10 protein-coding genes are annotated in these 12,283 nt (G+C 72.6%); 5 read left to right on the forward strand and 5 right to left on the reverse strand.

Features of this window, described 5'->3' with window-relative positions:
• Nucleotides 1-274 precede the first annotated feature (274 nt).
• A complete protein-coding gene (locus OHS59_RS22370) occupies nt 275-1,264 on the forward strand; it encodes a DUF5926 family protein (protein WP_328495177.1) in 990 nt (329 codons plus the stop codon).
• 253 nt (nt 1,265-1,517) lie between these two features.
• Here OHS59_RS22370 and OHS59_RS22375 read toward each other — a convergent pair whose 3' ends face one another.
• Nucleotides 1,518-1,871, reverse strand: coding sequence for a hypothetical protein (locus tag OHS59_RS22375; protein WP_443061481.1), 354 nt, complete (start codon nt 1,869-1,871; stop codon nt 1,518-1,520).
• A 512-nt stretch (nt 1,872-2,383) separates the two neighbouring features.
• Nucleotides 2,384-3,049, reverse strand: coding sequence for a bifunctional DNA primase/polymerase (locus tag OHS59_RS22380; protein WP_328495178.1), 666 nt, complete (start codon nt 3,047-3,049; stop codon nt 2,384-2,386).
• Nucleotides 3,050-3,522: 473 nt separating this feature from the next.
• Between OHS59_RS22380 and OHS59_RS22385 the strand changes: the two genes are divergently transcribed.
• The 4 genes from OHS59_RS22385 to OHS59_RS22400 all read left to right on the forward strand — a co-directional run bounded on the left by OHS59_RS22385 (nt 3,523) and on the right by OHS59_RS22400 (nt 9,763).
• Nucleotides 3,523-5,034 (forward strand): PP2C family protein-serine/threonine phosphatase, encoded by a 1,512-nt coding sequence (locus OHS59_RS22385; RefSeq protein WP_328495179.1) that lies wholly within the window; start codon nt 3,523-3,525, stop codon nt 5,032-5,034.
• 133 nt (nt 5,035-5,167) lie between these two features.
• Nucleotides 5,168-6,655, forward strand: coding sequence for an aminopeptidase P family protein (locus OHS59_RS22390; protein ID WP_328495180.1), 1,488 nt, complete (start codon nt 5,168-5,170; stop codon nt 6,653-6,655).
• Nucleotides 6,656-6,799: 144 nt separating this feature from the next.
• Nucleotides 6,800-8,167, forward strand: coding sequence for a MocR-like pyridoxine biosynthesis transcription factor PdxR (gene pdxR, locus OHS59_RS22395; RefSeq protein WP_328495181.1), 1,368 nt, complete (start codon nt 6,800-6,802; stop codon nt 8,165-8,167).
• 123 nt (nt 8,168-8,290) lie between these two features.
• On the forward strand, nt 8,291-9,763 hold the full coding sequence (locus OHS59_RS22400; RefSeq protein ID WP_328495182.1) for an MFS transporter: 1,473 nt from the start codon (nt 8,291-8,293) through the stop codon (nt 9,761-9,763).
• On the opposite strand, the gene OHS59_RS22405 is transcribed toward OHS59_RS22400, so the two are convergent.
• The 3 genes from OHS59_RS22405 to OHS59_RS22415 form a co-directional block, all read right to left on the reverse strand.
• Entirely contained in the window at nt 9,738-10,580 is an 843-nt protein-coding gene (locus OHS59_RS22405; protein ID WP_328495183.1) for a triphosphoribosyl-dephospho-CoA synthase, read from the reverse strand. The two genes, OHS59_RS22400 and OHS59_RS22405, sit on opposite strands and share 26 nt — an antisense overlap.
• Before the next feature lie 14 nt (nt 10,581-10,594).
• Nucleotides 10,595-11,563 (reverse strand): intradiol ring-cleavage dioxygenase, encoded by a 969-nt coding sequence (locus OHS59_RS22410; RefSeq protein ID WP_328495184.1) that lies wholly within the window; start codon nt 11,561-11,563, stop codon nt 10,595-10,597.
• A gap of 219 nt (nt 11,564-11,782) precedes the next feature.
• Complete coding sequence (locus OHS59_RS22415; protein WP_328495185.1) at nt 11,783-12,235, reverse strand: ATP-binding protein; 453 nt, start codon at nt 12,233-12,235, stop codon at nt 11,783-11,785.
• Nucleotides 12,236-12,283: the final 48 nt, after the last annotated feature.

Raw genomic sequence — 12,283 nt, forward strand, 5'->3', positions numbered from 1 at the left:
CGGCAATCCACAGCAGGTGGAGCGGGTGGAGCACCGACCGATCAGTCCGTGACAGTCCGGAGCAGGCGGAGCCGGCCGACCCGCACCGGGCTCCCGACAGCCCGGAGCACCCCGAGCACTCGGGCCGAAGCAGACGGAAGTGCTGGTTCCGGGACGAACCGAAGCGCCGCCCAGGCGATGACCCGGCACGTTGTCCACAGGGTCCCGTGGGTCCTCGTACGAGCGGCTAGGCTCGCGCCCGTACGAGTCGAGCCGTAACCGGGAGACATCCACGATGGCCAAGAAGCGACCCCAGACGAAGGCCAAGCAGCCGCAGCGGCAGGATGGGGCCCGCGCCGCCGGCGCAGACGGACACGTCCCGGTTGTCGGAGCACGCGAGCCCTGCCCCTGCGGCAGCGGCCGCCGCTACAAGGCGTGTCACGGCCGCGCCGCCGCGCACGCCGTGACCGAGCTGGTCCACCGGCCGTTCGAGGGCCTGCCGAGCGAGGGCGACTGGATCGCGCTGCGCGAGCTGGTGCCCGCGGCGACCGTCGCGCTGCACCTGAAGGAAGCCCTCCCGGAGGGCGTCCCCTCGGTCACCCTCGCGACGGTGCTGCCGATGGCGTGGCCGGCGCTGCGCCGCGAGGACGGTTCGGTCCTCATCGGCCTGCAGAACGACACGGCGTCCGGTGACATCAGCCGCGACCTGGCCGACACGCTCCAGCGCGCGCTCACCGCGGAGCCCGGCACTCCGGTGCAGGGCCGCCGCGCCCCGAGCGACGGAGTGCGCCTGCAGGATCTCCTCGACCCCGAAGGCGCGTTCGAGCCAGTTGTGCACGCGGGCTTCGAATTCTGGGTTCCGGACGCGCAGAACGCGACCACGGAGGTGTCCGCCTCCCTGGAGCGGGCCAACGCCGCCGCCATCCCGACGGTGAAGCTCGCCGGCGTCGACGCGGCGTACTGGTGCGAGACCCCCGACAAGAACCACCTGCGCTGGGTCATGCCGCACCCCGAGGAGCAGCTTCTGGACGCGCTCGCGCGGCTGCACGCGGAGGGCCGGTCGAGCCTCGGGGAGGGCACTCGTCTGGTCGGTTCCTTCCGTGCCCACGGCCTCACCGTCCCGGTCTGGGACCTGCCGACGGGTGTCGCTGCCGAGGACATCGAGAAGCCGGCGTCCGAGTTCGCCGAGCGGCTCGCCGCGGCGCTGGCCACGGACGCGCCGCTCACCGCGGACGAGCGCCGGGCGCGTGGCGGCCTCACCAACCGCCAGGTCACCCTCAGCTGACCTCGGCCGACGCCCGGCGGAAACCCGCTCCCGGCTGACCGACCGGTCAGCCGGGCGACAGGTGTACAAAGCGGGTGACTCCTGTCACAACTCCCGGTCGTGACAGGCGAATCGGTGTCTGAATAGCCGAGATCGAATTTGCGAACCGCCGATCTCTTGTTACCGTTCCAATAGCCCGGTTGCTGGTGCATCCCCCGTCGCCAGCAACCGGGTCTTTTCATGTCCGGATACGGGACCGTCGTCGGCGATGTTCTCAACGCCCGTTCTGCGCAGGCGAGTTGCTCCCCGAGCGCAGAAGCAGCGGTCCGTCGGCGTCCTTCGCGAACTCGGCGACCGCCGTGTACCGCGACGCCTCGCCGGCCGTCCGCTCCCGGGGTGTCTCGCACACCTCCGGCTCGTCGTCCGCGCCCACCGCGCAGTACATCCGCACCGTGCGGTCGCCGGGCGCCATGAGGGTCAGTACGGACCTGAGATCGTCACCGGTCGCGTTGCGGTAGTAGGTCCGCGCCCATGTCTCCCGCCCCTGTGTCAGCACGCACGTCTGTGCCTCGATGCCGTCGGGGGAAGCGAGTTCGGGTCCGCAGCGGGCGGCGGTGGCGAGCCCCACGCCGAGCGTCAGAGGGCCCCTGGGTGCCGCGGGGCGCGCCCCGGGCGCCCTGCCGTCGGCGCGACCGGAGACGGGCGCCTCGCCGGAGCCATGACCGCCGGAAAGAGGACCGCCGGAATCGGAGCTGTGGAAACCAGGACCACCGGATCCAGAACCGCCGGAACCGGAGCTGTCGGATCCAGCGCCGCCGGATCCAGGACCACCGGCGTCACGACCACCGGCGTCACGGCCGCTGTCGTCCGAGGAGTGTGCCGATGCGCGTGCGGAAGAGGATGCGGATGCGGGAGCCTCGCCACCCGTCGGCCCCGCGGAGGCCACGGCCAGCGGCAGCGCGGCCGTGAGGACGACGATGCCCGCCAGCACCGTCAAGCGGACTTTTCGGGGGTTCAGAGGGTCCGGGAGGCCAAGAGGGTCCGGGAGAGAGTCCGGGGGTCGTCCCCCGGAGTGACGCAGCATGAAAGGGACGATAACGAGCGAGGGCGGGCGCGCGGCGAACCGCGCGCCCGAGTCCCCTACAACTCGGGGGCGCTCACACCCGTACGAGTGAGAGCCTCCACCACCGCGTCCACCACGGCCTCCACATCGGGCACCCAGGGGGCGGCCGAACCCGGCAGCGGAGCCCGCTCCCAGCGGATCCCGCCCTGACCGGTCTCCGACGGAGGCAGGGCCACGTAGCCGCCCTCGCCGTGGAAACGCAGCGAGCCGGGCACGAAGTCCTTGGCGTAGAGCAGCTCACCCAGCTGCTCCAGGGAGTACGGCTTCACGAGCAGCGCCCAGCGCGTGGGGGCCGCGATCACGGGGCCGAGGCGCATCCCCTGCAGATCGAGGGCGGCCAGCGCCCGGGCCGCGGCCGGTGCCGGCAGGCTCACCGCGCACGGCGCCTTTCCTCCGGTGGCGAGGATGATCGGGGCTGTCGGCCTGTTCGTCCACCACCAGCGCGCCATGCGCTCGTCAGCGGTGGCCGCGAGCAGGCCGGGGTCGAAGGGGTGGGCACCGGGCACCGTGCACTCCGGGTCCGGGCACCCGCATCGGGCCCGCCCCTGCGGGTCCGGGGCCACACCCGGGAGTACGGGCCACTGCCATTCGGTCGCGAAGGTCAGGGCCGCGCTGAGCATCTCAGGCCTCCCGTCGTTTCGCCTGGACAGGAGCCTGCGTCGCCTTCCGAGGATCTCGCGCATGTGCGCTCGTTCCTTTCCGTTGAACGCCGAGGAACCACATCACACCATGTGTCGATCACTTCACTGTGCGTACCTACTGGCGCATCACACCCTCGTCAGAGACAAGGGGAACCCCTATGGGCCGAGCGTTGGTTACGTCCGCATCCATACTGCGTCTGGCTGGAGCACGGGCATGGCGTGGGGTGGCGGCGCCTGGCGTTTGCTGTCCCGCGTATTTCTCGCCGCCTCCGCCACGGGAGGATGGGGCACGGTCGTCGGTGGTTAAGACGCCCGGGTCCGTCGCCAGGTTCCGGGAGGGTTCCGTGAGGATCCCCACCACACCTGGCTTTCACCGAGTACGTACCCATCACGACCGCTGTGACGCTCTGTCGAGCTAGGCCAGTCGACCGCAATACGCCGTGACTTGAGTCAGTTTTAAGCCAACTTTACCTTTCCGCAGCGGTCCCACGGACACCAGGAATCCCAGCAGGACAATGCTGGACATCCCCTCACGAGTGCGTGTACATGTGGAGACACTGCTAGCGGCGCAGAATGACATGGGGGTTTGCGATGCTAATGAGCAATACGCACCGGTCGGAAAGCCGGACACCATGAACGCCCCTCACCTCCCGAAAGTGGCCGGAATCGATTCAACGGTTCCCTCACCCACACACACTGTCGCGCCGACACGTGCCACCACGGGTTCCCCACCGGCCACTTCTCCACACGCGCCGGGGGCCGTCCTCCAGGACAGACTCGCAGGCTGGGTCTCCGACCTCACCACTCTGCACGAGCTGACCGAGCGACTGGCACGCACCGCCTCACTGGCGGACGCCCTCCAGGAACTGCTGCGCGCCGGAGCCGCCCTCGTGGGCGCCCGGCGCGGTCTCGTGGTGCTGGAACCGGGCGACGGCCTCGGCCCGGACACCACGATCGGCCTGGGCCTCGCCCGGGCGGATCTCGGGCACATCGAGACCGTCCCGCGCAGCTCCATGTCGTACGGCAAGATCCTCGACGGGCTGCCCGGGGGCGAGGGTGAGATCGCCCAGCCCGACCTGCTCTCCGAGGACGGGCTCGATCCCCGGCACCGCGAGGTGGCCGCCCGGCTCGGCTATGCCGCGAGCTACGCGCTGCCGCTGTCCACGGACGCGTCGGGCCGGCTGGGCGCCGCCGTGTGGCTCTACGACGAACCCGCCGAGCCGGTCGAGCGCCAGCGCCACCTGGTCGGCCTCTACACGGCGTACGCGGCCGAGCACCTGGCCCTCCTGGTGGAGCTGGAGCGCACGCGCGCGTGCATGACGACCATCTCGGAGGAACTGCTCCCCTCCCGGCTGCCCCGGGTCTCCGGGGTCCAGCTCGCCGCCCGGCACCGCACGGGACCGCGCGGCGGCGGCGACTGGTACGACGCGCTGCCGCTGCCCGACGCCGCGCTCGGCCTCGCGGTCGGGTCCGTCACCGGGTCAGGACCCAGCGCCGTCGCGGCGATGGGCCGGCTGCGGGCCTCCCTGCGGGCGTACGCGGTGATGGAGGGCGAGGACCCGGTCGCCGTCCTGTCCGACCTGGAACTGCTGCTGCGGCTCACCGAGCCGGCCCGCTCCGCCACCGCCCTGTTCGCGTACTGCGAGCCCGCCCTGCGCAAGATCACGCTGGCCGGGGCCGGACACAGCCCGCCGCTGGTCATCGGCGAGCGGCGCACCGAGTACGTGGAGACGTCGCTCTCGGCGCCCCTGGGGATGCTCGCCTGCTGGGAGGCCCCCAGCGTGGAGTTCCAGGCGGAGGCAGGAGAGACGGTTCTGCTCTACACGGACGGGCTGCTGCACCGTACCGGTGACCCCATGGACCGGGCCTTCTCGCGGCTGCACGCGGCCGCAACGAGCGTGCCCAGGGCACTGCGGGCGGATCCGGGCGCCGTCGCCGACCACGTCCTGCGGACCATGCTGCCGGACGGCCTCGACGACGCCGACAGCGACGAGGACGTGGTGCTTCTCGCGGCCCGCTTCGAGTGAGCCGCGCGCGCCGCCCCGGCTGAGCCGCGCGCCCCGCGTGTGAGCCGCACGTCATCAGGTCTTCCGGCCCTGGGCGTCCTTCCCCCCGACCGTACGATGGAGGGCGTCCAGAGTCGTATCGAGGAGGCAGATCGTGTCGGAGGCGCTCAACCCGGAGACCCCGGAAGCCGTGCTTGACGATGCCGCTGACCAGGCGGACGAAGAAGAGCCCATCAAGCAGCGCAAGAACGGCCTGTACCCGGGCGTGTCCGACGAACTGGCCGAGAGCATGAAGTCCGGGTGGGCCGACACCGAGCTGCACGGCCTGGAGCCGATAGCTCAGGCCGCGCACACCGCCGCCCGCCGCGCCGCGCTCTCCGCACGCTTTCCGGGCGAGCGTCTGGTCGTCCCGGCGGGCAACCTGAAGACCCGCTCCAACGACACGGAGTACCCCTTCCGTGCCTCGGTCGAGTACGCGTACCTGACCGGCAACCTCACCGAGGACGGCGTCCTGGTGCTGGAGCCGGCCTCGGACGGCCATCGGGCCACGATCTACCTGCTGCCGCGCTCCGACCGCGAGAACGGCGAGTTCTGGCTCTCCGGCCAGGGCGAACTGTGGGTCGGCCGCCGCCACTCCCTCACCGAGGCCGAACAGCTGTACGGCATCCCCGCCTCGGACGTCCGCGAGCTCCCCGAGAAGCTGCGCGAGGCGACCGGCCCGGTCCGGGTCGTGCGCGGTCACGACGCCGGGATCGAGGCGGCGCTCACCGACAAGGTCACCGCCGAGCGCGACGCCGAGCTGCGGGTCTTCCTCTCCGAGGCCCGGCTGGTCAAGGACGAGTTCGAGGCCGGCGAGCTGCAGAAGGCGGTCGACTCGACCGTGCGCGGCTTCGAGGACGTCGTACGGGTCCTGGACCGGGCCGAGGCGACCAGCGAGCGCTACATCGAGGGCACGTTCTTCCTGCGCGCGCGGGTCGAGGGCAACGACATCGGTTACGGCTCCATCTGCGCCGCCGGACCGCACGCGTGCACGCTGCACTGGGTGCGCAACGACGGCCCGGTGCGCTCCGGCGATCTGCTCCTGCTGGACGCGGGCGTGGAGACCCACACGCTCTACACGGCCGACGTCACGCGCACGCTGCCCGTCAACGGCACGTACACGGAGATCCAGAAGAAGATCTACGACGCCGTGTACGAGGCCCAGGAGGCCGGCATCGCGGCCGTGCAGCCGGGCGCCAAGTACCGGGACTTCCATGACGCCGCCCAGCGTGTGCTGGCCGAGAAGCTCGTCGAGTGGGGGCTCGTCGAGGGCCCGGTCGAGCGGGTCCTGGAGCTGGGGCTGCAGCGCCGCTGGACGCTGCACGGCACCGGTCACATGCTCGGCATGGACGTCCACGACTGCGCGGCCGCGCGGACGGAGACGTACGTGGACAGCACGCTGGAGCCGGGCATGTGCCTGACCGTCGAGCCGGGGCTGTACTTCCAGGCGGACGACCTGACCGTGCCGGAGGAGTACCGGGGCATCGGCGTCCGTATCGAGGACGACATCCTCGTCACGGAGACCGGCAACCGGAACCTGTCCGCCGGGCTTCCTCGCCGGTCGGAAGAGGTCGAGACGTGGATGGCCGCGATCACGGCCTGACCTGCGGTCGGTCGGTCGGCAGACGGTGACATGAAGTGACGTGAACGGTCGGGCGCCGACGGGGTGGCCGGCCGTTTTCGTCCGCGGGCGCGCCGGGGCGTGTCGCACAGTTCCCCGCGCCCCCGGCAGAAGGAGATCTGGTCGGTGGACTCGTTCCGGGCCGGTGTCGGTGTCGATCTGCATCTCGAACCCGATGTCTCGGACGGGCGTCGCGCCGGACTGGAACGGGCGCTCCGTGACGCCGTCCGGGACGGTCGGCTGGCTCCCGGTACGCGGCTGCCGGCGACCCGGCGCCTCGCCGTCGAACTCGGGATCTCACGGGGGACGGCGAAGGCGGCCTACGACCAGCTCGTCGCCGAGGGGTATCTGACCGCGCGGCAGGGCGCCGGCACCGAGGTCGCCCTGCCGCCCTCCGCGGACGCGGCGTCCCCGGAGGCGTCGCCACGCGCGCGTGCGCCCCGTTTCGATCTGCGGCCCGGCAGCCCCGACGTCGGTACGTTCCCGGCGGCGGCCTGGTCGCGGGCGCTGCGCCGGGCGATCGCGGGCGCGCCCTCCTTGGCGTACGACTACGGGGATCCGCGCGGCCGGATCGAACTGCGGACGGCCCTGTCGAGCTATCTGGGGCGGGCCCGCGGGGTGATCGCGCCGCCCGAGCGGATCGTCGTCACGACCGGATACGTACAGGGGCTCGCGCTCCTCACCCGGGTGCTGGACGGCGGGGCGATCGCCATGGAGGACCCCGGACTGCCCTTCCACCGGGACGTGGTGCGGCACAACGGCGGGACGGTGACCCCCGCGGAGGTCGACGAACGGGGCGTCCGTGTACGGGGGCTCGGTGACGCGGCGGCCGTCGTCGTCACGCCTGCGCACCAGTACCCGACCGGGGTGACCCTGCACCCCGAGCGGCGGCGGGCCCTCACCGACTGGGCACGCGCGCGTGGAGGCGTGATCGTCGAGGACGACTACGACGGGGAGTTCCGTTACGACCGGCAGCCCGTGGGCGCCCTCCAGGGGATGGCCCCCGGGCAGGTGGCCTACCTGGGGACGGTGTCCAAAACGCTCGGGCCCGCTCTGCGGCTCGGCTGGATGGTGCTGCCGCCGCATCTCGTCGACGCGGTCGCCGACGCCAAGCTGCACAGCGACCACCACACCGAGTCCATCGGCCAGCTGGCCCTCGCCGAGCTGATCACCGGCCACGCCTACGACCGGCACGTACGCGCGTGCCGGCTGCGCTACCGGCGCCGCCGGGACCAGTTGCTGGACCGGCTGGGCACGCGGCGGGGCGTACGGGGCATCGCGGCGGGGCTGCACGCGCTGGTCGACGTGGCGGACGAGGAGGCGGTGCTGGCACGGGCCGCCGAGAAGGGCCTCGCGGTGGGGCGCCTCGGCGAGCACTGGCACACGTCGGGCGACGGACGGCCGCAGGGACTCGTGGTGGGGTACGGGACACCCCGGGAGCGGGTCTATCCGCAGGCGTTGGAGGTGCTGGGCCGGGTGCTTGAGGAGGCCTGAGGCGGGTGCCGGAAGAGGCCCGGGACGCGACAGAAATCCCGGAATCGGGGCGGTGATTGGGCCAGGAAACAGCACCGGGATTGGGCCTGCCCGGTGGTCCACCGCGCCCATAGCGTCGTGGTCATGAGGAACCGATCAGCAGCATCCGGGGCCGGGCGGAAGGCTCCCGCGCGGGCGAGCCGTACGGTCCCGCCCGCGGGGCCGCAGCGGGTACTGGCCCTGGCCCAGTTGAGCAACTCCGTCGGGGACGGCGCCTACTTCGTCACCTCCGCCCTCTACTTCACGCACGTCGTCGGGCTCGCGCCCGCGCGCGTGGGGCTCGGGCTCACCATCGCGTGGGCGGTCGGCTCGGTGGTGGGCGTGCCCCTGGGCCGGCTCGCCGACCGTCGGGGGCCGCGCGGCACCGCGGTGCTCCTGGCGCTGGCCACGAGTGTCGCCGTGGCGTCCTTCCTCGTCGTACGGGGCTTCGTGCCGTTCGTGCTGGCCGCGTGCGCGTACGCGACCGCGCAGTCGGGGCTCGCGGCCGCCCGGCAGGCGCTGCTGGCCGGGCTGGTGTCCCGCCAGGAGCGCACGGGGCTGCTCGCGCACCTCCAGTCGACGCTCAACGCCGGGCTCGCGGTGGGCGCGGGGCTCGGCGGACTCGCGTTGCACGCCGGGTCGCGGGCGGCCTACCTCGGGGTGTTCGCGCTGGACGCGGCGAGTTTCCTGTTGTGCGCGGCGGTGCTGCTGCGGCTGCCGGCCGTCGACGGGACGCACGCACGCGTGGAGGCCGTCAAAGGGCCGGGACGGTGGCGCGGGCGGGGGCACGGACGGGGCGCGCCCGGCGTGCTGCGCGACCGTCCCTACGCTGTCGTGGCCCTCCTCAACACCGTGCTGCTGCTGCGGATGCCGCTGCTGAGCCTGGGCGTCCCCCTGTGGATCGCCGAACGGACCGAGGCCCCGACGTGGGTGGTGTCCGCGCTGTTCGTGCTCAACACCGGTGCGGTGATGCTCTTCCAGGTACGGACGGCCCGCGGGGTGACGGGCACGGCGTCGGCCACGCGCGCGGTACGGCGCTCGGGGTTCGTGATGCTGGCTTCGTGCGCGGTGTTCGCCCTGTCCGCCGGGGTGCCGCCCTGGACGGCGGTCGGCGTGCTGACGGTCGGCGCGGTACTCCAGGTCGTCGCCGAGATGCAGCAGTCGGCGGGGTCCTGGCAGCTCTCCTTCGACCTCGCGCCTGCCGACCGCGTGGGCGAGTACCAGGGCTTCTTCGGTACGGGTGTGACGGTGGCGCGGACGCTCGGCCCGCTGGTGCTGACGGCGCTGCTCGTCGGGTGGGGGACGCCGGGCTGGCTGCTCCTGGGCGGGCTGACGCTGGCGGCCTCCTACGTGATGGGTCCCGCGGTGCGGTGGGCGACGGAGAATCGGCCCGCCGCCCGGACGGACGGCCCGGTCGCCGCCGCACCGGCGGACAGCACCGCCATGGCGTCGGCGGACAGCACCGCCGTCGTGTCGGCGGACAGCCCGGCCACCGGTGCGGTGGACAGCCGGACCGCCGAACTGTCCGACGGCCGGACCGCCTCACCGCCGGTCAAGCGGCCGGTACCGGTGGACTGACCGCCACCGGAAGCGAGTCCGCGAACAGGGCCCCCGCGAGCAGCCCGCTGCTTCCCCGGGGGCTCCACGCGCGCGCGTGGAGGTCCTCGTCGAAGGCCGCCAGGGCCGCCCGGCCCGCCCCGGTGGACGTGCTGCCCGCCTCGATGACCCCGCGGGCACCCGCCTGCACGTGCCGCAGTCCGTGCGGTCCTGCCGTGTACAGCAACCCGGTGTCCTGGAGCGTCGACATGACGGCCAGCAGCGCGTCGAGCCGCGCGTACGGCTCGGGTACGCCCGCGGTGCGCGCCGCGGCCAGCGTCTCCAACGCCCGGCGCACATGCGGGAATCCGGCCTTCGCCTCGCCCCGGGCGCCCGCCGCGCCGTACTTCGCGGAGACCGACGAGCCGCGGGAGGGCCTTCGTGGTGCCCGCCGGTCGGAGTGGGCCGCGATCCGCTTGGCGGCCGCGGTCAGGTCCCGTCCGCCGGCCCGGGGTTCCAGGGCCGCGGCGGCGACCAGCAGGCCGAGCACCCACAGCGCTCCGCGGTGCCCGCCGCCCGCCAAGGTCACCGAGTGCTCGGTGGAGCGTCCGATCGCCCCGAGTTCCGCCCGGAGTCCGGGGGTCGCCGCGCCGGTGCGGCGGGCGGCGGCGGCCATCGCCGCGAGGCCCGGCTCCAGTGCCTTGGCCGACCAGCGCAGCGAGCAGTGGTCCTCGCCGGTCACGCGGGCGCCGAGATCACGCGGGTCGGGCAGTCCTGGTTTGGGTGCCAGCGCCAGCTGGCCGGTGAGCGCGGTCACGGCGGCCCGCGCCAGCGTCTCGTCCGCACGGCTGCTGCTCATCGTCCGCGACCCCCTTACGAGGAGGAGGAAGAGGAAGAGGCGGCGGAGGAGGCGGAGGAGGCCGACGCGCTCGGGGCGCCGCTGGGGGCATCTCCGGGCGCGCCGCTCGGGGGCGTGCCGCCGCCACCGCCGCCGCTGCCCGCGCCGCTGTTCTCGGCGTCCGGGTCGACCCCGAGCGTGATGGACCCCTTGTAGCCCTTGGAGGGGTCCTTCTTGTGCACGGGCTTCAGGGTGAGCAGGCCGCCGGAGGCGCCCCCGCCGTCGTAGACCATGTCGTCGTCGAGCTTGGTCCAGGTGCCCGAGTGCTTGGAGTAGGGCTCCAGTTCGAAGATCTGCTCGGCGATGTCGTCGTCGAAGAAGAGCTGGCCGGTGTAGTTGACCTTGCCGCCCTCGTAGGTGCCGTCCTCCTTCTCGCCGCCGGTGTGCACCTTCACGTGGATGTGACAGGTCCGCGGCGTGTACCAGCCGGGGACGATGGTCTCGAACGTGACGACCCCGTCGGCATCGGCGACCTGGTAGCCGCGCAGGTAGGTCTTGTCGTCGGCGGTCGAGCCGTCCTCGCTCTCGGCGGGCGCGGAGCCGCCGGGGTTGGCCGTCGTGTAGCCCGAGTAGTAGCCCCAGGCGTCGCAGTGCCAGATCTCCACGGCCGCGCCGGCGACCGGGGCGCAGGACTCGGTGGTGTCCCGCACGGTGATCCGCAGTGTCAGCGGGATGCCGCTCTTGCCCTCGGTGATGTCCTTCCTCACCAGGGCACCGTCGAGGTAGTACGGGCCTTCGGTGACGCTGGACATGAGGACGCAGGTACCGCCGCCCGAGGTGGCCGACGCGCTCGCGGCGGCCGTCTCCGTGGCCGCGGCCGTCGTCCCGTCGGCGAAGGCGGCCTGGTATCCGACGATCGCTAGACCGCCGACCGCGGCCGTACCGCCGGTGACCGCGATCACCCGGCGCCGCGTGATGCTGGTGCCTTTGTGTGTTCCCGTCATGACGGAAAAGCTAGGGAGGCCACCAGTCAGGGACATGGGTGAAGCCTGTGATCCCCCTGAGAATGCTGGGGAAGCTGAAATCGGCGGGAAACCACCCCTCTTGCGGGGCGTCAGGGGCCCGCCCTCGGGGCCCGTCGTCGAGGCAGTCGAGGCCCGTCGTCGGAGCCCGCCCTCGGAGCCCGGGGGCGTGCCCTCAGACCGTGCCTCAGGGCCGTGCCGTCAGGTGGCCAACAGCGGCGTGCCCTCGCGCCACTTGAGGATCTTGTCGAAGCTGACCACGGCCCCGCCCCTGACGGAGCTGCCGATGTGGACGTGGTCGGCGAGTTCCTGGATCAGACACAGGCCCCGGCCGTTCTCCGCGTCGCTGTGGGAGGGGCGCATGGGCGCACGCCCACGCCCCGACGGGAATCCCGGGCCCGAGTCGGTCACCTCGATGCGGCATTTCTCGCCGTCCAGATAGGCGGTGACCCGGTAGGCCTCGGTCGGCTTCCCACGGTCCGTATCGCCCCCGTGCTCGACGGCGTTGGCGCAGGCCTCGCTCAGCGCGACGGAGATGTCGTAGGAGATGTCAGGATCCACCCCCGCCGACTCCATCGTGCCGATCAGCAGGCGCCGGGCGAGCGGAACACTCGCCGCCTCACGCCGGAGATGGAGGGACCACCAGATGCTCATGCTCCAGCCTCCTGGCCGCGGCTCGACATACCGTTACGTATTGCCGCC

Source organism: Streptomyces sp. NBC_00414, from assembly GCF_036038375.1.
Classification (GTDB): Bacteria; Actinomycetota; Actinomycetes; order Streptomycetales; family Streptomycetaceae; genus Streptomyces.